Source organism: Bradyrhizobium sp. UFLA01-814 (genome assembly GCF_046718885.1).
GTDB lineage: Bacteria > Pseudomonadota > Alphaproteobacteria > Rhizobiales > Xanthobacteraceae > Bradyrhizobium > Bradyrhizobium elkanii.
The window spans coordinates 15,985-37,836 of the sequence record NZ_JAQOSR010000065.1 but is presented as its reverse complement, the minus strand read 5'-3'; the positions used below and the strand labels follow the sequence as shown (position 1 = coordinate 37,836).

The window sequence follows — 21,852 nt, the reverse complement described above, 5'->3', positions numbered from 1 at the left end:
CGGCGATCTTGATGAGACAGCAGGGCCGTCACCCTTCGAGACGGCCGCTGCGCGGCCTCCTCAGGGTGACGGTGAGGGATTGACGCTCTGGTCTTCACTCCTTCACGCGTCCTTTCACAAAATCTGTCTCACAATGCGACGCTTTCCGCACCCGGCTTAAGCTCTGGAACGAGTCTAGAACGAATCGCGGCCGAATCGCTGACTCCATTCCGGGCTCGAAACGTTCACCGCAACATCTCGGGTAGGCTGACGGCGGCGGCACTAGATCAAGTTTGAGAGGGCTCCACAAGCACAGGATATGCGGACTGAATTCCTTAAGTTCCAAGGGTGACCGAGTCGAATCAGAAGCGGACAAGAGTCAACTGGATTCCGGTGACGTTCGTTGCGTGCCGCAGGGCAATCACCCTTTCGGTCCCGCCATCCTGAGGAGCGCGTAGCGCGTCTCGAAGGATGCACGGCCCGGCTGGTGGCGTCGCCCTTCGAGACGCCTGCTCCGCAGGCTCCTCAGGGTGACGGTCTGGCTACCGCGTAGCCCGCATGAGCGAAGCGATATGCGGGACGACTGTCCCCGGATAGCGCTTCGCTTATCCGGGCTACGACAGGGGGTTACTGCGTCTTCGCCACGCGCGGCGGCGCGGCTGTGGTGACGAACGAGGTCGCTTCCAGCATGGCCTGGCCGAGCGGGGTCGGGATCGTCATGCGGAACGGCACCAGCAGGCGGGTGCCGGCGATCGGCACGAAGGCGATCTCGATGTTGCGCTGGGCGGCGAGGTATTTGATCACCGGGCGATCCGGGATGTAGCCCGAGATCGGCACGAAATAGAGCGCGCAGACCAGCGCCGGGCCGTGGTAGCCGCGCTCGGCCTTGACGATCTCGACCCGCTTGAAGTCGAGCTTGAGGTCGTAACGCATGCGGCCGTCGAAGATGCCGGCGCCGCTGCGGCAGATATCCGGGCTCATCAATTCGGCATTGCCGGGCGCGCGCAGGAACGAGCCGGTCATCGGATCGAACACGTTCTTCTTCTGCGCGTCGGTCACCGGCAGGCGGTCGGCATCGACCGGCGGCTCCGGCTCGATCGCCGATTCCTTGATGCCGCCATTCGCCAGCACCATCCGGATCGTCTCCGACTTCTTCGAGGTGGTGGTGGTCGCGGTGTAGGAGGAGGCCGCCAGCGCCCCGTTGACGACGCGGCCCTGCGAGGCGCCCGCGCCGGAGCCGCCGGAAAACGCCTTCAGCAGGCCCGCGGTGCCGCCCTGCGCCGAGGCCGAGAAGGTGTCGTCGCCGATTTCGATGGTCCAGCTGCCCTTGCCGACCGGGATACCGGCCAGGGTCGCCTCGTACTGGGCGTCGAGCCGACCCTGCGCGCTGGCACGCTCGGCGCAGAACAGCAGCAAAGCGCCGGCGCACAAGCCGAGCAGCCGGCCGAGCGGGGGCAAAATGGCAATGGCGGTGGTCACTTAACCTACCTGACGGTCCTGCTATCGGCGCTCTATCCGTTGTCCATTTCGGCGTTCAATTCGGCCGGACAACAAGGCGCATCTTGTATGGAACCTAGACTTGCAGCCGAATACGCCCTTTATATGGTTGCCATATCCGCCGTTAAGTGGCTGGAACGGCTTATAAACCGGCAATTCCGGGTCCGCGCATGCGGCGATATAATCTTGACGCTCGGGTATTCTCCCCCTATACACCCGCGGTTCCTGGAAAATGGACGCGAATTCAAAACCCCCGCGCGGGCCGTGTGATTGCACGCCCTTCGAGCGGCGGGGATGCAATAAGGATTTTGTAAGATGTCCCGGCGCTGCGAACTGACGGCCAAGGGCCCCCAGACGGGCCACAAGGTGAGCCACTCGAACATCAAGACCAAGCGGCGCTTCCTGCCGAACCTGGCCAACATCACCTTCATCTCCGAAGCGCTCGGCCGCAACGTGCGCCTGCGCGTCTCGACCAACGCGCTGAAGAGCGTCGACCACAATGGCGGCCTCGATGCCTATTTGCTCAAGGCCAAGGCCGACGTGCTCTCGCCCCGCGCTTTGGATCTCAAGCGCGCGATCGAGAAGAAGGTCGGCAAGCCGGCGCCGGTGGAGAAGGCGAGCTGAGCTAGACGCGAACGCGGAATTCGCGGAGAGAGTTTTGAACGGCCGGGTCGGATGACCCGGTCGTTTTTGTTTTGGCCAACAAACTGGCTACCGAGATGGTCGCTCTGGTTGCATGCGTCGCACATTCATGCGTGAACGCTGGACCAATTTCGGAAAGCGACACGCGGGCTCTCGCGTCAAGCGACGCATCAGTGCATTTCGTCGACTTGGTATCAAAGCAATAGAATTGAAATGAGACCGCGATCGAGGCGCGATGGCGAAGTGGAATCTTCTTTGTGCAATGACGAACGAAGTAAAATCATCCATTGCTCTGCGTGGGGAGAGATGGATTGCTTCGTCGCTTCGCCAAGGCTTCCACCTTTGCTAAAGCGTCGCAATGACGGCGTCACCATGGTTGCGACAGTTCGCTGACAGCTGCTGCCAATGACAGCGGTGTCATCTCTTCCATCACGCGCACATCACACGAGTCTTCTGCTTGATGCATCGAGAGTGCGTGAAGAAACGCTTAACGCACGCGCCCCGACCAACAAAGAAACCCTATAAATAAAGGCAAAGCGAGCTTCTCACGCGGACGTTAATCACAACATCACCGCGCATCATCACGAGCGCATGAGGCGCATGCAAAACGCCACGATCTCTTCCAGATATTAGTGTGCAAACAAGCCGTCCGACACGAATTCGATTCGACGCGGTACGCCGCATCGTCTCGAAGACCGTGAGGGACATCACGGCCAGCACAACTGATTGTGAGGCAAGTGCGCCGCACTCTTGGGAAGAAGCCTGGCCGTTCCTATGTCACGTCGAAAGAACGACCCCGATAAAGGAATTGCTCGATGCAAGTTCGCGCAGCCGATCCGCGCGGAAGACTGGTGCCTGCGATTGCAACCGCCGCGGTGGCGGTGCTCGCCACGGCCGCCCTCGTCATCCTCGAATTCAACCCGCCGCGCAATGTGCAGGCCGCGGCCGAGCCCGGCATGATCACCTCCGCCGCCGCCAGCCGCGCCGGCGCCACCGTGCTGCCGACCGATCCGGTGACAACCGGCAGCGTGCGGGTGCGCTGAGGCGCGCCGCTCTCTCATCATCGTCGTCCCGGCGAAAGCCGGGACCCATTACCCCAGCTGTTTAATGGATAGAATGCTGGGGCAACATTCCGCTTAGCGGCAAATACTCGTGGTTATGGGTCCCGGCCTTCGCCGGGACGACGGTCGTAGTTTCATCGCGCCGCATTTTCGCAACCCTGCCCTGGCGTCTCACCACAAGCCCAACGTGCGGCCGCTCACGTAAGCTCTCCCTCGCGATCAAAAAAAGCCACAGGGAGGCTCACGATGATCTGGAAGGCCGTCACGGCAGCCGTCGCGCTTGCGCTCGCGACGCAGGTACACGCCGCCGAGAAGAAATATGGCACGGGCGCCAGCGACACCGAGATCAAGCTCGGACAGACCTCGCCGTTCTCCGGCGCGGCGTCGGCCTACAGCGTGATCGCGAAGACGCAGGCCGCGTACTTCAAGATGATCAACGACCAGGGCGGCGTGAACGGGCGCAAGATCAATCTGATCACGCTCGACGACGGCTACTCGCCGCCGAAGACGGTGGAGCAGACCCGCAAGCTGGTGGAGCAGGAGGAGGTCGCCGCGATCCTCAATCCGCTGGGCACGCCGACCGGCCTGGCCGTGCGCAAATATCTCAACGACAAGAAGGTGCCGCAGCTGTTCGTCGGCGCCGGCGCCACCCTGTGGGGCGATTACGCGCATTATCCATGGACGATCGGCTTCCAGCCGTCGTACCAGGCCGAGACCGCGGTCTACGCAAAATATGTGCTGACCAACAAGCCGGACGCGAAGATCGCGCTGTTCTACCAGAACGACGACGCCGGCAAGGATTACGGCAACGGCTTCAAGAAGGGGCTGGGGCCGGAGAACACCGCGAAGATGGTGGTGGCGGAGACGACCTATGAATCGACCGATCCGACGGTCGACAGCCAGATCGTGAAGCTGAAATCATCCGGCGCCAACGTGCTGTTCATGCACGCGATCCCCAAGCAGGCAGCGCAGGCGATCAAGAAGATCGGCGAGATCGGCTGGAAGCCGGACCTGTTCTTCCTCGCGGCGACCTCGACCTCGGTATCCTCGGTGCTGAAGCCGGCCGGCTTCGAATACTCCAAGGACATCATCTCGTCCTACTCGCTGAAGGATCCGAACGATCCGCAATGGAAAGCGGATCCGGACGTGATCGCCTGGCAGGACTTCATGAAGAAGTATTTTCCGGACGGCAATCTGCAGGACCAGCTAATCGTCTACGGCTATGTGGTGGCGGAGGCGACGGTGCAGGTGTTGAAGCAATGCGGCGACGACCTCACCCATGAGAACATCATGAAGCAGGCCGCCAATCTCGACATCGCGCTGCCGATGTTCCTGCCCGGCATCAAGGTGAAGACCTCGCCGACCGACTACTTCCCGGTCGAGGCGATGCGGCTGCAGAAGTTCAACGGCGAGACCTGGCAGCTGTTCGGCGACACGATCGGGAATGATTGAGGGCAAGGCCATCCACGCCAAGATTGTCGTCCCTGCGAAAGCAGGGACCCATAACCACCGCAGCCTGTTGTTGGAGCAGGCTGTGGCCCCAACGTCGTACAACACCGACATTCGGGGTAATGGGTCCCGGCCTTCGCCGGGACGACGATGTGGTTACACTTCCTTCGCCAACAATGGCTGGAGCGACCGGACGTTAAACTCCCCGCTCCAACAACACCCGAAAATCCGCCCGCGCGCGCTGCGCCTCGGCGCGTGCGGCCTCCGACGCATCGCCAAGACCAAAGTAGCCGTGAATCAGGCCCTCGCCGGAATGATACGCGACCGGCACGCCGGCCGCCTGCAACGCCTCGGCGTAGGCGTGGCCCTCATCGCGCAGCGGGTCGAACCAGGCTGTCGTGACGACCGCCGGCGCGACACCGGCAAGGCTCTTCGCGCGCAGCGGCGAGACGCGCCAGTCGGCGCCCTCAGCCTTGTCGGCGAGATAGTGCCCGCAGAACCACTGCATCGTCGCCCGCGTCAGGAAGTAGCCGTCCGCATTCTCGGCGCGTGACGGAAATTTGGCGTTCTCGCCCGCATCGGAGAAATTGCCGACCACATCGGTGACGGGATAGACCAGCAATTGCCCGGCGAGCCTGATGCCGGCGTCGCGGCAGGCGAGCGCTGACGTGGCGGCGAGATTGCCGCCCGCGGAATCGCCGGCAACGCCGACGCGGGCGAGATCGCCGCCGAATTGGTCGATGCGCGCGACCACGTCGCGGATCGCGGCGAACGCATCCTCGAACGCGCCGGGAAAGCGTGTTTCCGGCGGCCGGCGGTAATCGACCGAGATCACCACCGCGCCGGTGTCGATCACGAGGTTGCGGGCCTGGCGATCATGGGTCTCGAGATCGCCGGCGACCCAGCCGCCGCCATGGAAGAAAATCACGGTCGGCGCCGTGCCGCGGCCGTTGCGATAGAGCCGCGCGCTGAGCTTGCCGGCGGCGCCCTGCACCTCGATGTCGCGTGCCACGTCGACCGGCGGCGGCGGCACCGCCTTGCGCGCCTCGGCCAGCGCGCGGAGCGAATCGCGGCAGCTCTGCGGCGTCATGGTTTCGGGATCGCGCAGCGGCAGCAGCGGGATGATCTTCTCAATAACGGGGTCGAGCGGAAGCGGCATGGGAGTCCTTTAGTTCAAGTGAGCAACGATGGGGCAACTTGCTTCACCTCGCCCCGCTTGCGGGGAGAGGTCGGCGCGCAGCGCCGGGTGAGGGGGAATCTCCACGAGTCGAGTGCGCGGACGGAGCCCCTCACCCCAACCCTCTCCCCGCAAGAGCGGGGAGAGGGAGAAGAAAACAGCGAGTGAGATGACTTCGTCAAAGCTCTACCTGCTTGGAAAGCGTGCCAGCCTCGATCGCTGCGATCTGCAGCGCGATGAAGCGGCTGTAGATGCGGGCCTGCGAGAACGCGCCGCCGGCGAACCAGAGGCCGGGCTGCGGCGTGCGCGTCCACATGTTGCGCAGCTCCTGGGTCGCATCGTCAAAGCCCCAAACCCGGCCGACGCGCCCAGCGACGTCCTCGCCGAACAACCTGCCGACCAGATGGTCCGGGCCCTTGTAGCCGGTGGCGAGCACGAACAGCTCGGCGGTGAGCGACGTGCCGTCCTTCAGCGCAAGGCCGGCGGCGGTGACACCAGCGATGTCGGCGGCCTGGATCAGGCGGATCCTGCCGTCGGCGATCAGTTCGGAGCAGCCGACATTGAAGTAGTAGCCGCCGCCGCGGGAGCGAAACTTCAGCGGCCAGCCGGTGCCGTCCTCGCCGAATTCGAGCCGGAAGCCGGCGCGCTCCAGCCGCGACAGCAAGGGCGCATCGAGCCGCTTCACCTCGTCGGTGATGATCCGGTGCGCGATCTTCATCACCGGCAGCGGCACGCCGGAATTAAGGATGTCGCGCACCTCGATCGGCGGGCCGTCGCCGAGATAGGTCTTGTCGTAGAGCTGCGCCGGCTCGACATTGACCACCATGGTCGGGCTGCGCTGCACCATGGTGACGTCGGCGCCGGCGGCGTGCAGCTCCTGGCAGATGTCATGTGCGCTGGTGCCGGTGCCGAACACGACGACCGAGCGCCCTGCCCATTCGCGCCCGGCCGCGAACGCGCTGGAGTGCAGCACCTTACCTTCGAAATTCTCGATGCCCTCGATCCTGGGGACGTTCGGCGTGCCGCTGACGCTGGTCGCGAGCACGATGTGCTTCGGATGCAGCGTGCGCGGGCCGCTGGTCCGTTGCAGCGTCACCGTCCAGCGTTGCGCCCTATCGTCATAGCGCGCGCCCTCGAACGACGTCTCGGTCCAGAAGTCGAGCTCCATGATGTCGACATAGCTCTCCAGCCAGTTCGCGATCTTGTCCTTCGGGATGTAGTCCGGAAAGCTCGGCGGAAACGGCAGATAGCGAAACAGATTGACCGGCGTCTTGTTGTGCAGCTTGAGGCCGCGATAGCGCAGCCGCCAATTGTCGCCGATGCGCCGCTCGCGATCGACGATCAGGGCATCGAGCCCGATCCGCTTGCACTCGACCGCGGCCGCGATGCCGGCATGGCCGCCGCCGACGATCAGCACGTCGGGCTCGCGGTCGGCATACGCGCGCGAGGCCTGCCGCTGCTCCAGCCAGTCGGGTGCGGCGAAATCGCGCGCGTGGGATTGCTCGGCGGCGCGGTCGGCGCGCGCCTCGCAGATGCGGTTGAAGTCGAGCATCGTGGAGAACGTCCACGCCGCGGAATTTCCGCCCCTCTCATGCAGCAGGCGGACCGCGCCGCTGCCGGGACCATTCGACGTGTCGAAGGTGAAGACGGCCTCGATCACCTCGCGTCCGGCCACCACGGCCCGCCGCGGTATCAAGGCACGGTCGTCGAGACGAAAGCCGTGCGCGTTCACCGCGGTGGCGCGCGCGAGCAACTCTGTGACGACGCGCTGCCGCCCGCTGAAGGTCGCAAACTGCCAGGAAATGCCGAAGATATTGCGCCAGTGGCTCTCGGGCGCAAACAGCGCGGCGAGAGCCTCGGCGGAGCGGCTCGCGAGCGCCGCATCCAGCGCGCCGATCCATCGCTCGGCGGCAAGTTCAGGCGTGTCCTCGGTAGCCGGGTTCAGTCTGTCCAGCATGATCGTGCTTTCTCGGGAGCAGTTGCCGTCTATCTGACAACATGCTCCCGAAAAGCACAACCATCATGCCAAGACTCATGCAACGTGTTGCTGCAGCGATTCCGGCTCGGCCTCAGGCTCTTCACTGGCAGGCTCGGCCTGCGGCGCAGGTGCCGCGGCGAGTTCCGCTGCTATTTCCTTGGCCAATGCGGTGGCGCCGACATAGTCTGTCTTGCCGGTGCCGAGCAGCGGCACCTTGTCGACGACGCGGATATCGGCCGGCACTGCGAGCTCGGAGGCACCGACGCTCTTGGCCTGGCGCTGCATCGCGGCGCGGTCGGCGTCCTTCTGCGTGGTGAGCAGCACGATGCGTTCGCCCTTGCGCTGATCGGGCAGCGTGACCGCAACCGACATTGCCTGCGGCCAGATCGCAGCCGCGATCGCCTCCACCGCCGACAGCGAAACCATCTCGCCGGCGATCTTGGCAAAGCGCTTGGCACGGCCCTTGATCGCGATGAAGCCCTGCGCGTCGACCGTGACGATGTCGCCGGTGTCGTGCCAGCCTTCAGGCAGCGGCTCCAGCGCGCCGGGATTCTCGGCACGGAGATAGCCGAGCATCACGTTCGGGCCCTTCACCGACAGCCGGCCACCTTCCTCGATGCCGGGGACCGGATCGAGTCGGTACTGCATCAGCGGCGAGATCCGGCCGACGGTGCCCTGGCGGTTGGCCATCGGCGTGTTCATCGCCAGCACCGGCGCGGTCTCGGTGACGCCATAGCCCTCGAGGATGCGGATGCCGTAGCGCTCCATGTAGATCTGCCGCGTGCGCTCCTTCACCGCCTCCGCACCGGCGATGACGAGCCGCAGCGTGCGGAAGTCATAGGCATGCGCCGACCGGGCGTAGCCGGTGAGGAAGGTGTCGGTGCCGAACAGGATGGTCGCGCCGGTCTGGTAGATCAGCTCGGGCACGATCCGGTAATGCAGCGGCGACGGATACATGAAGATCGGGATGCCGCCGAGAATCGGCATCATCATGCCGCCGGTCAAACCAAACGAGTGGAACACCGGCAGCACGTTGAACACCTTGTCGTTGGCATTGGCATCGACCCGCGCCAGCGCCTGCGCCGCGTTGGCGAGGATGTTGCGATGGGACAGCACGACGCCCTTCGGCGTGCCTTCCGACCCCGAGGTGAACAGGATGACCGCGGGATCGTTGGCCTTGCGGGCGACCCGCGGCGCGATGCCGGCGCGGAAGCCCGCGACCTTGTCGGCGAGGCCGATGCCGGCCCTGACGTCCTCGAGATAGACGACGCGCGCCTGGCCGGCGAGCGCCGCGATCAGCTTGTCGAGCTTGCCCTTCTCGATGAAGGCTTGCGAGGTCAGCACGGTCTTGACCTGCGCCGCCTTCATCGCCGCCAGCACGTTGACCGGACCGGCCGAGAAGTTCAGCATCGCCGGCACGCGGCCGATGGTCTGCAGCGCCATGAACACGACGGCGACGCCGGCCGAGTTCGGCAGCAGCACGCCGACATTCTCGCCGACCGCGGTGCCCTGCTCGAGCTTGCGGCTCAGCACCTGGGCGCCGAGGATCAGCTTGCGATAGGTCAGCTTGGTGCCGAGCGCATCCTCGATGATCGGCTTGCCGGTATCGCGGTCGCGATAGGCATGGCCGAGGCCCTCGAACAGCGTGTGGTCGAGCATCGCGTTCTGGACCATGGCGTTGATCATCACGTCCTGCAGCGCGGCGCCGGCGGCATTGCGGCGCGCCTTGCCCCTCAGCGACTGGTCGACCGGCAGCTTCACCGGCGGCAGGATCGAGATCGTCACCTTGGGGAACCAGGAGCGCTTGATCTCGCCATTCTTGAGATAGCTGAGATGCGAACGCTGCGCGCCCTCGATGCGGACCGGGACGACGACCGCATCGGCCTTGTCGGCGATCATCGCGGTGCCGTCATAGACCTTCATCAACGAACCGGAGACCGTGATGCGCCCTTCCGGGAAGATCACCACCGGCTCGCCGGCGGCGACCAGCTTGATCAGGTCGCGCGCGGCCAGCGGCTTCGACGGATCCATCGTGTAGTGCTTGATCATCTTCAGGAACGGCTTGGCCCACCACGCCTTGGAGATGCCGGTGTCGACCGCGAAGCTCGCATCGATCGGCAAGGTGGCGTGCAGCAGCGGGCCGTCGACCAGGCTGACATGGTTGGGCGCGATCAGCATCCGCGTGCCCGATGGCGGCAGGTTCTCCATGCCACGCACCTCGACGCGGAACAGCGCCCGGAACAGCAGCGCGCCGAAGTCGCGCACGCCTTCCTTGCCCCACTTGCTCAGCACGAACCAGACGGTGCCGAAGCTCGCGACGGCGAGGCCGAAGAAGATCCAGGCGATCGGCAGGCCGATATATTGCAGGGCGCCGACGAACACCGCGCCTGCGACCATGAAGCCGGCCTGCAGGATGTTGCCGGCGGCGATGATGCGGGCACGCTCTGACGGCGCGGTCCAGGCCTGCACGGCGGCAAACGACGGCACCACGAACAGGCCGCCGCCGAAGGCGAACAGGAAGAAGTCGGCCAGCATGCGGAATCCGCCGAACGAGGTCGCGAACGCAGCCGCGGTGACATCTTTGCCGAGCGAGGTGGTGGCGATCGCCCAGGCGAGATCGAGGCCGATCACGCCCATCACGATGGCGCCGATCGGCACCAGCGCGAGATTCGGGCGGACATGGCTCAGCTGCGCGGCGAACAGCGAGCCGGCGGCGATGCCGATCGCGAACACGGCGAGGCACAGCGTGACCACGCCCTCGGTACCGCCGACGCCTTCCTTGATCAGCGCAGGCAGCAGCGACAGCACGATCGCGCCGACCATCCAGAACCAGGACACGATCACCATGCCGTCCCACAGCCGCGGCTCGGCATAGAGCGACTTCAACAGGCGCACGGTCGAGGTCCAGGGATTTTTGGTGATCGGCAGATCGGGCGCGGACGGCTGCGTCACCGGGATGCGCGATGCAAACGCCCAGGACAGCACCGACAGGCCGACCACGGCGGCACAGATCCAGCCCATGTGGCTGGCGCCGGCGACGAACATGCCACCCGCGATGGTGCCGATCAGGATCGCCATGAAGGTTGCGCCCTCGACCAGCGCGTTGCCGGTCGCGAGTTCGGACACCGACAGCTGGTCGGGCAGAACGGCATATTTCACCGGGCCGAACAGCGCGGCGACGATGCCGAACAGCGCCAGCGCGATGAACAGCAGCGGAATCGAATGGGTGAAGAAGCCGGCGGCGGCAAAGGCCGCGGCGAAGATCTCGAAGAACTTCAGCCGGCGGGCGACGACGGACTTGATGTAGCGGTCGGCGAGCTCGCCGCCGAGCGCCGACAGCACGAAGAACGGAGCGATGAACACCGCCCCCGCAAGCTGGACCAGCGCCGGCCCCTGCTCGTTGGCGACGCCATACAGCAGCATGATGACGAGCGCGTTCTTCAGCACGTTGTCGTTCAACGCCGAGCAGAACTGCGACCAGAACAGCGGCGCGAAGCGGCGGGACGTCATCAATTCCTTGATCATGACCGGTTCCTTGGGTTAGCGCGCACGGCGCTGGCAGGTCTGCGAATTCGGGTGGCAGAGAATGGTGAGCTAGGAGAAAATGACGGGGATGCCGCAGCCTTTAGTCTTTTCCGCAACGTATCGGTTCGAACCGGCGCAAAATCGGTCGCACCGGGACGTCGCGACATTGCCCGCCAGAGATGTACGAGACCTTATCCAGACCTGGGGTTGATCGACGGCGGACGGGCTCGCAGAGGACATGGTGAGCGCTTTGTTGAGGTTTCGCCGACAATTGCCGGGGGCCCGCTTCAGGTCAGTTCACTCAAGCCGCGGAACGGCGACCATCGGCAGTTGCGCGACTTGCAGCGGCCACCGCTCGCAGCCGCTTGGCGCGGCGCGCGCCGATCCGCGCGCCGCTGCTCCAGGACGCCTGCGACGTCGCAGGCACGGGCGATCCGCTCGATCGGCGCGGTCGCCAGATTGAGGACGGCGCGGCCAAAGCCCTTCACGAGCTCGATCGCGTCATCGACAAGGGTGGTGGTCAATTGAAGTGCTAGGGTCTGCATCTGAGCGGCCTCCTGCGCCAACTTGAGCAACGCTCAAATTAGTAGTATGAAAATGAACATTGTTCAAGAAGAATCGCGACGAGACCGAAAAAAACTTCAGCGGCGAGCCCTGCTGATCGAGATCGCGCGCCGGTCAATCGCCACTAAGGGATTGAGATCACTCAAGGTTCGCGATGTCGCCGAGGCCGCCGGCTGCTCCATCGGCAGTGTCTATAATGAGTTCGGCGACTTCGACGGGCTGATCCTGACCGTGAACCGGGAGACCGTTCACGCCCTGACCACGCAGCTCAAGGCGGTCCCGGCCGACGATCCCCTGCGCCAGCTGCACGGACTTGCCGACGCCTATCTCGGCTTCGCCACCGAGCACGCCAATCTGCTGCGCTCGCTGTTCGAGCACCGGATGGAGGACGACCGGCCGTTTCCGGAAGACATCCTCACGATGGTGATGGACGCTTTCGCGCTGATGCATGCGCCGCTGGTGCGGCTGCTGCCCGATCGCGATCCCGGCGACATCGCGCTGCTGTCGCGGATGATGTTCTCCGCGGTCCACGGCATCATCTCGCTCGGCCTCGAGGAGCGCATGGTCGCGGCGCCCCCGGAAATGCTGCGCGAGCGGCTCGCCCAGTTCGTCGACACGCATCTGGCCGGATTGGGCGTCACGCGCGACGCGTAGCTGCGCGCGCACACGCGATCGCGGCCGACGATCCGCATTGGCGACATGCCGTCATCGCGAACGATGCGATCAAGTTTGATTGCGGGCGACGTGCCCTGGATGGGCAAGGGTCCAGAGCGGTTCGAGGAACACGATACTGGTACCTCCCTCGCGGAAGACGAGCTTGAACTCGATCCGTCCATCCGCGGTGATGGAGGCAGAATGCAGTCCCGTATTGCCGTCATAGCGCAAGACGTCGTCGAGGACATATCCGGTGAAGCCGCCGGAAAAGCCGGGTCCGGGTACACGGCTGTGCGGCATCGCCGGCCCGTTCACGAGATAGCCGGTCGCGACACCGTCCCGATCGACATTGGTGACGATCATCATGAATTGGCGGTGCGAATTGATCCATCCCTCACCGCTCACCCACACGCCGAGAAAGCGACGGACATTGTCCGGCACGTCGCTTGCCGGCGCGCGAACGCGATAGGCGGGAAGCGGAAGCTGCTTCTCGGCGGCCAGCGCGGTGATCCGCTCGACGTCCTGATCCGGCACGATGCCGTGATCCTGCGGGACAAGCCAGTGCGTCAATTCCGCCAGGGGATGCCACATCCCGTTGGCGATCGGCGGCGCGGATGCGAGTGATGCGAAGGCGATCACCGACAGGCCGGCGATCAGCAACCATCGGGGAAGCGCGGCCAAGCGCGCTGCAATGCCGCGGGGAGCGGACATCCGGCGCGAGACGTTCTGCGATCCATAATCGTGCGCCGGCTGCACCGGCCTGGCGTCGAGGCGATAACCGCGGCGAGACACCGTCTTGATGATGCGGTGGTCATCATCGCGCAGCTTCAGGCGCAGCTCGCGGATGCATTGGACGAGCGAGTCGTCCGAAACCGCGACGTTACCCCAGACCGCCTCGTGCAGATCCTGCTTGGATGCCAGCCGCCCGGCATTGCTGGCGAGATAGCCGAGCACCGCGAATGATTTCGGCCTGAGATCGAGATCGACGCCATCCACGCGGGCTACGCCGCGGGCGAGATCAAGCTCAAAGGAATCAAATATCAAAACGGAATCAGTCGCCGGGTCCATAGAGGTCACTCCATGCCCACAGACGGCACCAATCGGGAAAATTTAGCAGGAAATTCGCCGTTCTGTCACTTCTTCATCAGGACTTCCCTGCCGCGAAGCCGATAGTCGCGGATAGCCCGGCATCATTTCCGGGCTCACGGGAGGTTGGCCATGTCGAGCACCCGGTTTGCCATGTTGGTCGGGGCTGTTCTGGCGCTTGCGGCGGTGCGACCGGGACACACCCAGGCGCAGGACGTCGTAAGGGTCGGGCTGGTGATGCCATTGACCGGCGTTCTGGGGCCGGTCGGCAAACAGGCGGTTGCTGGGGCGCGGCTCTACATGGCGCAACATGGCGACATAGTCGCCGGCCGCAAGATCGAATTGATCGTCCGGGACGATGCCAGCGTGCCCGACAACGCCAAGCGCATCGCGCAGGAGCTCATCGTCAACGACGCGGTCGCGATCCTCGGCGGCGGGCTGACGCCGAGCGTGCTGGCACTCGCGCCGCTGGCCAATGAGAGCAAGACGGCAACCGTCGTCATGGTATCGGGCACCTCGATCGTGACCGAGCGGTCGCCTTACTTCGTACGCACCAGCTGGACGCACGCGCAGCAGGCCAGCGTGCTGGCGGATTGGGCGGCGAGGAACGGATCGAAACGGGTCACCATCATCGCGTCCGACTGGGCACCCGGGCGCGAAGCCGCTGGCGTATTTTCGGCGAGCTTCACCGTGGCCGGCGGAACGATCGTCGAAGCGCTGAAAGTGCCGTTGGCCAACCCCGATTTCGCGCCGTTCCTGCAGCGCGCGCGGGATGGCAATCCCGACACCCTGTTCATTTTTGTCCCGACAAGCCAGGCTGGTATCCTGGCCAAGCAGTTCGTCGAGCGCGGGCTCGACAAGAGCGGGATCAAGCTGATCGGCCCCGGCGACATCGCCGACGACGAGGACCTGCCGGGTATGAGCGATGCGATGATCGGCATGATCACGGCGGGGTTCTACTCCGCCGCGCATCCATCGGACCTGAACCGCGACTATGTCGCCGCCTTCCGCAAGGCCAACGCGAATGTTCGACCGAACTTCATCAGCGTCAGCGCCTATGACGGCATGCATCTGATTTACGAGGCGCTGAAGGTGACCGGCGGCAAGACCAATGGCGATGCGTTGGTCGACGCCATGAAGGGCGTGGCCTGGGAAAGCCCGCGCGGCCCGATGTCGATCGACCCGAAGACGCGCGAGGTCGTCCACGACATCTACATTCGCAAGGTCGAGAAGGTCGGCGGCGAGCTCTACAGCGTCGAGCAGGAGACGTTCAAGGCGGTCAAGGATCCCACCAAGGTCGTGAACAGATAAGGGAGGCGGAGTAGCAGCTGATCCGGCGCGGCGTAGGCCTTTGCGGTGTCCCGGCATAGCGGGTGACGGCCGACACCCGACTTGCGTCCAGACCGTTCCCCCTCCCACACGACCGATTTCGAGCCAGGAAACCAGCCTCGTCCAGCACCAGTTCGATGCCTCACGCGCGCGCCCGCGCGATCGTACCGCCGACGATCTGCATCGCAACGCCGAGCACCCAGCCCGCCATGATAGCCGCGGTCCAGCCGATGTCCGGCTCGCTGCGCAGCACGACGACGCCAACCGAGAAGAACGCGACCATCGTCGCGAGGAAGGTCCCGATCGCGCCGAGCAGCTCCGCCGCGTCGATCTTGCGCATCGACGCCGTATCCTTCGGATGGAACAGCTTGGGGGGCGTATCGATGCCGAGATAGAAGCCGATCGCGCCGCCCAGCATCATGATGAGCAGGAACGCCTGCGAGGTCAGCGCCGAGACGCTCGAGCCGACATGGATGGCGACAAACAGACCGCTTGCAGCTCCCGCCAAAGCAAGACCGAAGCGCTCAAGGACGTGGGCAAATTTTCTGACGTGGCTGCGCATCGCTATGCCTCATCAATGAATTGCGCCGCTCGCAGGCTAGGCCTTTTCGCAGCAACGCGAAAGCCGTCACCTCTCACATGGCCGCGACCACGTGACGCTTTGTGTGCCAGTTCACACCTATCGCGGCATGGAATGATTAAAGAGCGATCAAAGGTAGCAATCGATCCGCTCCCTGCTACGCTGCGTCATCCGCTTCATTCGTTTTCAGCGAGCGTCTTTCAATGCCGAGTCCGAAGATCATTATTCTGTCCGATGGCACCGGCAACGCCGCTTCCAGCGTCTGGCGCACCAATGTCTGGCGGATATTCCAGTCGCTTGATTTGCAGGGCAATACGCAGGCCGCCAAGTATGATGACGGCGTCGGCACGTCGAAATTCATTCCGCTTGCTCTGCTCGGCGGCGCCTTCGGTTACGGTCTCAAGCGCAACATCCTCGACGCCTACAAGTTCATCTGCCGGAACTACGACCACGAGAACGATTCGAAGATCTACCTGTTCGGATTCAGCCGCGGCGCATTCACCGTGCGCACGCTCGCCGCACTCATCCTCGATCAGGGCCTGATCGTCGCGGACACCGAATCCGAGTTGCACGACGGCGCGGTGAAGGCCTATCGCGCATACCGGGCCGAGGGCTACCACTCGATCTGGCGCATCGAGGTGCTGTTCCGCGCATTGCGCGACTATGTCCTCGTGCCGGTGCTGGACCGCCTGCAAGGCAACAAACCCTATGCGGAGATCGTCCGCAAACCGGTGCCTGCGATCGAATTTATCGGCATCTGGGATACCGTCGCGGCCTATGGCCTGCCGATCGACGAGATGACGCGCGGCATCTCGAACTGGGTGTGGCCGCTTGAATTGCCGAACCGGATTCTCAGCCCAAAGGTCAAGTGCGCGCGGCACGCGCTTGCACTCGACGACGAGCGCACGACCTTTCATCCGGTGCTCTGGACCGAGCAGGAGCCGGGACAGCCCGCACCGGCGGTGCCGGCCAGCATCGATGGTGAGCGCCTCGTCCAGGTCTGGTTCGTCGGAATGCATGCCAATGTCGGCGGCGGCTATCCGGACGACGCCGTGGCCTTCGTGCCGCTGGCCTGGCTGGTCGACGAAGCCGTCAAGCGCGGCCTCGCATTCAAGAGCGCACCGGTCGCCGACCCTGACGCGATCAAGTCGATCAAGTCCTCCGAAGACAAGGATGGCCGCCTCTACGATTCGCGGGCGGGCCTCGGAGCGTATTACCGGTACGGTCCGCGCAAGGTCGCCGACCTCTGCAACGATCCCTATGCCGGCGTAAGCGTGCCGATGCCGAAAATCCACGAGAGCGTGTTCGAGCGGATCGACAGCGGCGCCAATGCCTACGCCCCCGATCGGACTTCCGCCGAACTACGTGGTCGTCTCGCGCAGCGGCCAGATCACCCCGCTCGGCGCCAATACGTTTGAGACGCCCGCGGGCGCACCGGCGCGCTATGCCGCGCAGGAGAAGCTATGGAATTACGTCTGGATGCGCCGGATTGCCTACTTCGCCACGCTGGCGGCGTCGCTTCATCTGGCGGCGTTCTGGCTGTTCCACAACCAGCACAAGGAGAACGAATTCAGCTCACCTGTCAGGATGATCTCGGAGCTGGTGCGCTTCGTTCAATCGTTCCTGCCCGATTCCTTTCATTGGTGGACCGATTGGTACGCCGGCAATCCGGAATGGTTCGCCGGCGGCATCATCGCTGTTTTCGCGCTGATGGCGGTGGGCAGTTCGCTCAGCGCAACCATCAGCGACCGGATGCGGATCATCTGGCGCAACCGCACCAACCCTGTGCCGCTCTCCGGCTTCGTGCACAACGCGATCTATCGATTCCGCACCAGTGTGATCTATCAGTGGGTCCTCAATGTCGGAAAGCGACATGTCGTGCCGTTTGCGCTGACAGCCCTGCTGGTCTGGTTCAGCGCGACGCTGGTCAGCCACTTCCTGTTCAATCTCGCCGATTCGACCGGGGCATTCTGCAAGGGCACTGCAACAGACAAGCTGGTCGCCGTCGACAAGGGCATCCCGCAGGATGCGGCCGACTTCGACACCAGCGCGATCTGCGCGCCGACCGGCCTCAAGGTGCGCACGGGGTTCAAGTACGAGATCGCGATCACGATGTCGGAGCCATGGGAGGACGCCGGCCGCGCCGTGACGCCGATCGGATACCGGACCTCAACCATCGAGAGCGCAAAGCGCTGGCGTGGATACGCCACGATCTTCCTGCGACGGATCCTGTTCCGGCCGTGGTTTCGGCTGATCGCGCGGGCCGGCGAAACCGGGGTCGACGAGTACTTCCTCGACCCCCTGCCGGTGTCGAATACCGACCCGCAGGTCTACAGAGCGAGGTTCACCGCCGATCGCAGCGGCGAGATCTTCCTCTACGTCAACCAGGCCGTCATCGGCCTCCCCTGGGTCTGCGGATGGTTCTACGGCGACCATAAGGGCAAGGCGAAGGTCACGGTGCGATTGCTGTAGGAGGCCGCGACCGGGCTCACGGCATCGCGGCTGAACGGGTGCAACGGTATGATCGATCTGTGATCCTGCCGACAGATCCGGTTGTAAATTATCTGGCATACTCTCCTTGCTAGATCAGCGGCCCGACGCCCGGAATGATCCGACGCAAGGATCGCCGGGCGAGGTTGACGCGCGGACGCGCCAAGGACGCATCACATTCATATCGACCGGATATTTCTCATCAGGGATTTGGAGCATCACCATGATTTCCACAATTCAGGCGTTCCCGACCACCGACGGCATCTTCGTGGTCTGGGAGGTCGCGGCAATGATCCCGGACTGTCTCGGCTTTGCGCTGTATCGTCAGCAGCAGGGCAAAAGTGCAACCGTGGTCGACACCTGGGTCGGGTTCGAGGACCAGGCGCAAGGCCACAAGCCGGGCGAACATCGGCCGAGCACCGAATGGCCGGTGCAGAAGACGAACTGGACCGATTTCCTGGCGCCAATCGACGCGCCGGTCCGCTATGGCGTCGTTCCGGTTCTCAAGGACGGCGCCACCAAGGTGAAGCCCGCCTACAGCGCGCCGGCGCAATGGACCGACTACGTCTCCGCCATGCCGTCGGGCCCGCTGAAGCCGTGGTTCAACCGCGGCACGATCTCGGCGCAATGGCTGTCGCGCGCGATCGGCAAGGACAAGAAGCCGGCGCAAACCCTGGAGAAGGCGATCTCGACCAAGGGCAACAAGATCCGCGACTTCCTCAAGGGCCAGCTCGGCGCCCGCCTGCTGGCGCTGTTGGCCGATGCCAGGAAGGGCAAGCGCGACGTCTATCTCGCGCTCTACGAGCTCAACGACCCTGAGCTGATCGCCGCGCTGACCGCGATGAAGGGCAAGGCGCACGTCGTGCTTGGGAACAGCACCGGCAAGTCCGACGCCACCGCCAAGGACACCGAGAAGAACGCCACCGTGCTGAAGAAGGCCGGCGTCGACATCGTCCGCCGCAAGATTGCGCCGAGCCGCTACGCCCACAACAAGTTCGCGGTGTTTTGCGACGGTGCGCAGAAGCCGAAGGTGGTCTGGACCGGCAGCACCAACTGGACCCGGACCGGACTGTGCACCCAGAACAACAACGGGCTCGAGATCACCGACGACAAGGTCGCGGCGGCCTATCATGACCATTGGAAAGCGATCTACGCCGACGGCAGCAAGTCGCCGAAGGCGCTGGCCGTGGCCGGCGATCACGAATGGCCTTTCACCATCGGCAAGTCGAAGCTCAGCGTCTGGTTCACGCCGACCACCAAGAGCGGCGACCTCAAGGAAGCCACCAAGATGATCGAGGACACCGAGCATGGCGCGGTGTGCCTGATGCTCAATCCCGGCAACAAGGGCCTGCTCGGCCCGATCCTGGAGAAGGCGCAGGACAAGAAGCTCTATGTGCGCGGGGTGCTCAACAATTTCCCGGCGCAGGGCAAGGACAGTCCGAAGGACCAGCTGCAGCTCCTGGCCGGCGACGGACAGCAACAGGTCTTTAAGGGCAAGCAGATCGCCGACGTGATCCGGCCCGCCGGCATCGACAAGACCGCGGACTGGTGGGAGCACGAGATCAAGAACACCGGCAAATTCATGATCGCCGTGCACAGCAAGGTGATCGTGCTGGATCCGGCCGGCAAGAACCCGGTGGTCATGACCGGCTCGCACAATTTCTCTGACCGCGCCAGCACCAAGAACGACGACAACCTCGTCATCATCAGGGGCGATTCGCAGCTGGCGCTGACCTATGCGGCGCGCATCATCAGCATCTACGGGCAGTATCGCTGGCAGGCCTGGCGCAACACGCCGGAGGGCCAGAAGGACAAGGGACTGAAGCGCAGCGACACCTGGCTGAGCAACCGCATCGGCAAGGGCTGGGCGGAAACCGAAACGCGGTTCTGGCTCGGCACCACCTGACGCCGGCGATCCGTCATGACTACGGGGCAGCGTTACCGCTGCCCCGTGCTCCTCATCGTCCCAGGTCCTACGCCGCGCGGCCGACCGAGGCGTCGAGATGCTTCAGCCGTGGCAGCACCTCCTGCTTCAGGAGCCGCAGCGAATTGTGCCAGGCTTCCGGCTTGTGCTTGTAGTCGAAGCCGAACACCAGGAGCACGCCGAAGCCGCCGACCTCCTGGTAGATCTTCTCAATCTTCTCGGTGACGGTCGCGGGCGAGCCGACGATCCAGTTGTTGCGCGCGCAATATTCGACCGTGACGTCGCTGTCCGGCACGTCGGGCGAGGCCTTCAGGTAATCCTTGAAACCAAAGTGGCCGAGCAGCGGCAGGAAGTACTCGCCCATCATCCGGCCCATCATGTCGCCGGTCGACAGCTTCCATGCTTCTTCATCGGTGTCCGCGACGAATACCTCGCGCACCATTCGCCAATCCTTGCGGCTCGGCGTGCGACCGGTCTTGGCCGCGCCGGCCTCGACCGAGTCCCAGTGGCTGCCGACATAGGCAGGGTTGAGGTTGAGGCTCATCGGAATGAAGCCGCGCTCGCCGGCGAGCTTCAGCGTGTCCGAATTCTTGGAGAGCCCCGCGACGCCGATCGGCGGATGCGGCGCTTGCTGAGGCTTGATGTGCGGCTTGAGGAAATCGAACATGGTGTCCGGCTTGGTCACGGTCCAGAACTTGCCCTTGTGGGTCCAGGGAGCCGGCTCGGTCCACATCTTCAGGATGATCTCGAGCGCCTCGCGGGTCATGTCGCGGTTCTGTCCTGACATGCCGTCGACATTGAACATCGCCCAGTCGCTCGGCAGGCCGGAGGCCGCGACGCCGAAGTTGAGCCGCCCGTTCGAGAGGTGATCGAGCATCGCGACGCGGTTGGCGAGCTCTGCCGGGTGATGATATGGCAGCAGGAAGCCGCCGGGCCCGATACGGGTGTTCCTGGTCTGCAGCAGCGCTTGCGCGATCAGGAGATCGGGCGACGGATGCGGCTCCCAGGGCGCGGTGTGGTGCTCGCCGATCCAGGCTTCCTGATAGCCGAGCTCGTCGAGCCATCGCAGCGTCTGCAGGTCCCAGTCGTGGCCCTCCTTCAATCCGCACTCCGGCGGATGCGACGGCATCGCGAAGTATCCGAGTTCCATGGGTTTCCTCTCTTTGTTCGATGCGTGTCTTCCGCACGCGCTTCGAGAGTACCTGCCCCGGCTGCGGCAGAACAATGGCCTTGTCGCATCCGGCTCGGCCGGGATTCATGCGTAGGGCGTATCCTTCAGCATGATCGCGATACCGGAAAAGCTTCGCTCCATGATCCGCAGGAAGGTCTCGCGTGACGATGCAGCCGACCTGCGGGCCTTGTGCTCGCGAAGCCCTTCCGCATAGGCGACGGTCAGCGCCGTGACCACCATCGACGCGGCGAGCCGGGCATCGGCATCGGCGAGCGGGCGCTTGACGGCTGCCGCCAGCACGCTCGCGAGATCATCGATCAACTCGTCACGCATCTCGCGCGCCCGCGCCGAGAGCGCCGGGCTCTCGGCGACGGTGCGCCAGAATTTCGCCGTCGCATCGGTGAATTTCGCGAACGGATGCACGCGATCCGCCAGGCTGTGCACCAGCTTGCGGAGGGTCGCGATCGGCGCCTCGCCGGCCGGACGCTCGGCAAAGGCGGCCCGCAGCATCTGCCGGCTTTCCTCTTCACGGTCGAAGAACAGGTCTTCCTTACGCGGAAAGTAATTGAACACCGTCATCCGCGAGACCTCGGCCGCCTCGGCGACTTCGGCCACCGAAACATTGTCGAAGCCGCGTTCCAGGAACAGCCCGGTTGCGACATCCGAGATCGCCTGGCGCGTCGCCTCCTTTTTCCGCTCCCGCAATCCGCCCTGATTTGACATGCGGGAATTTGTACCATACTAAA

Annotated in this window: 17 protein-coding genes; 8 read left to right on the top strand and 9 right to left on the bottom strand. The window is 64.3% G+C overall.

What is annotated here, in order from left to right; translation table 11 throughout:
- Positions 1–606: 606 nt before the first annotated feature.
- Positions 607–1,437 carry a DUF3108 domain-containing protein gene (locus PMN64_RS20720; RefSeq protein WP_016843497.1) on the bottom strand — a complete coding sequence of 277 codons (831 nt, stop codon included), beginning with the start codon at positions 1,435–1,437 and terminating at the stop codon, positions 607–609.
- Positions 1,438–1,791: 354 nt separating this feature from the next.
- Between PMN64_RS20720 and rpmB the strand changes: the two genes are divergently transcribed.
- The 3 genes from rpmB to PMN64_RS20705 all read left to right on the top strand — a co-directional run bounded on the left by rpmB (position 1,792) and on the right by PMN64_RS20705 (position 4,631).
- Complete coding sequence (rpmB, locus tag PMN64_RS20715) at positions 1,792–2,100, top strand: 50S ribosomal protein L28 (protein ID WP_411781957.1); 309 nt, start codon at positions 1,792–1,794, stop codon at positions 2,098–2,100.
- Positions 2,101–2,933: 833 nt separating this feature from the next.
- Positions 2,934–3,161 carry a hypothetical protein gene (locus PMN64_RS20710; RefSeq protein ID WP_028336196.1) on the top strand — a complete coding sequence of 76 codons (228 nt, stop codon included), beginning with the start codon at positions 2,934–2,936 and terminating at the stop codon, positions 3,159–3,161.
- A 264-nt stretch (positions 3,162–3,425) separates the two neighbouring features.
- Positions 3,426–4,631, top strand: coding sequence for an ABC transporter substrate-binding protein (locus PMN64_RS20705; RefSeq protein ID WP_411781956.1), 1,206 nt, complete (start codon positions 3,426–3,428; stop codon positions 4,629–4,631).
- Positions 4,632–4,824: 193 nt separating this feature from the next.
- Here PMN64_RS20705 and PMN64_RS20700 read toward each other — a convergent pair whose 3' ends face one another.
- The 4 genes from PMN64_RS20700 to PMN64_RS20685 form a co-directional block, all read right to left on the bottom strand.
- Entirely contained in the window at positions 4,825–5,787 is a 963-nt protein-coding gene (locus tag PMN64_RS20700; protein WP_411781955.1) for an alpha/beta hydrolase, read from the bottom strand.
- A 196-nt stretch (positions 5,788–5,983) separates the two neighbouring features.
- Positions 5,984–7,762 carry an NAD(P)-binding domain-containing protein gene (locus tag PMN64_RS20695; RefSeq protein ID WP_411781954.1) on the bottom strand — a complete coding sequence of 593 codons (1,779 nt, stop codon included), beginning with the start codon at positions 7,760–7,762 and terminating at the stop codon, positions 5,984–5,986.
- Positions 7,763–7,837: 75 nt separating this feature from the next.
- A complete protein-coding gene (locus PMN64_RS20690; protein ID WP_411781953.1) occupies positions 7,838–11,308 on the bottom strand; it encodes an acyl-[ACP]--phospholipid O-acyltransferase in 3,471 nt (1,156 codons plus the stop codon).
- A 287-nt stretch (positions 11,309–11,595) separates the two neighbouring features.
- Positions 11,596–11,853, bottom strand: a complete 258-nt coding sequence (locus PMN64_RS20685; RefSeq protein ID WP_411781952.1) for a hypothetical protein — start codon at positions 11,851–11,853, stop codon at positions 11,596–11,598.
- Positions 11,854–11,905: 52 nt separating this feature from the next.
- Between PMN64_RS20685 and PMN64_RS20680 the strand changes: the two genes are divergently transcribed.
- Complete coding sequence (locus tag PMN64_RS20680; RefSeq protein ID WP_411781951.1) at positions 11,906–12,526, top strand: TetR/AcrR family transcriptional regulator; 621 nt, start codon at positions 11,906–11,908, stop codon at positions 12,524–12,526.
- Positions 12,527–12,595: 69 nt separating this feature from the next.
- Here the strand turns inward: PMN64_RS20680 and PMN64_RS20675 are convergent, their stop codons facing one another.
- On the bottom strand, positions 12,596–13,594 hold the full coding sequence (locus tag PMN64_RS20675; protein WP_411781950.1) for a winged helix-turn-helix domain-containing protein: 999 nt from the start codon (positions 13,592–13,594) through the stop codon (positions 12,596–12,598).
- 150 nt (positions 13,595–13,744) lie between these two features.
- Here PMN64_RS20675 and PMN64_RS20670 point away from each other — a divergent pair, with 150 nt between their 5' ends.
- Positions 13,745–14,923 (top strand): ABC transporter substrate-binding protein, encoded by a 1,179-nt coding sequence (locus PMN64_RS20670; RefSeq protein WP_411781949.1) that lies wholly within the window; start codon positions 13,745–13,747, stop codon positions 14,921–14,923.
- Between the two features lie 160 nt (positions 14,924–15,083).
- On the opposite strand, the gene PMN64_RS20665 is transcribed toward PMN64_RS20670, so the two are convergent.
- Entirely contained in the window at positions 15,084–15,503 is a 420-nt protein-coding gene (locus PMN64_RS20665) for a hypothetical protein (RefSeq protein ID WP_028343281.1), read from the bottom strand.
- Between the two features lie 221 nt (positions 15,504–15,724).
- On the opposite strand from PMN64_RS20665, the gene PMN64_RS20660 reads away from it, so the two are divergent.
- The 3 genes from PMN64_RS20660 to PMN64_RS20650 all read left to right on the top strand — a co-directional run bounded on the left by PMN64_RS20660 (position 15,725) and on the right by PMN64_RS20650 (position 19,917).
- Positions 15,725–16,939 (top strand): DUF2235 domain-containing protein, encoded by a 1,215-nt coding sequence (locus tag PMN64_RS20660; protein WP_411781948.1) that lies wholly within the window; start codon positions 15,725–15,727, stop codon positions 16,937–16,939.
- Positions 16,851–17,993 carry a hypothetical protein gene (locus PMN64_RS20655; RefSeq protein ID WP_411781947.1) on the top strand — a complete coding sequence of 381 codons (1,143 nt, stop codon included), beginning with the start codon at positions 16,851–16,853 and terminating at the stop codon, positions 17,991–17,993. The genes PMN64_RS20660 and PMN64_RS20655 overlap by 89 nt, the downstream gene beginning before the upstream one ends.
- Positions 17,994–18,234: 241 nt before the next feature.
- Positions 18,235–19,917 carry a phospholipase D-like domain-containing protein gene (locus tag PMN64_RS20650; protein ID WP_411781946.1) on the top strand — a complete coding sequence of 561 codons (1,683 nt, stop codon included), beginning with the start codon at positions 18,235–18,237 and terminating at the stop codon, positions 19,915–19,917.
- A 67-nt stretch (positions 19,918–19,984) separates the two neighbouring features.
- Here the strand turns inward: PMN64_RS20650 and PMN64_RS20645 are convergent, their stop codons facing one another.
- Together PMN64_RS20645 and PMN64_RS20640 are read right to left on the bottom strand one after the other, a co-directional pair.
- Entirely contained in the window at positions 19,985–21,085 is a 1,101-nt protein-coding gene (locus tag PMN64_RS20645) for an LLM class flavin-dependent oxidoreductase (RefSeq protein WP_411781945.1), read from the bottom strand.
- Between the two features lie 105 nt (positions 21,086–21,190).
- Positions 21,191–21,829, bottom strand: coding sequence for a TetR/AcrR family transcriptional regulator (locus PMN64_RS20640; protein WP_411781944.1), 639 nt, complete (start codon positions 21,827–21,829; stop codon positions 21,191–21,193).
- Positions 21,830–21,852: the final 23 nt, after the last annotated feature.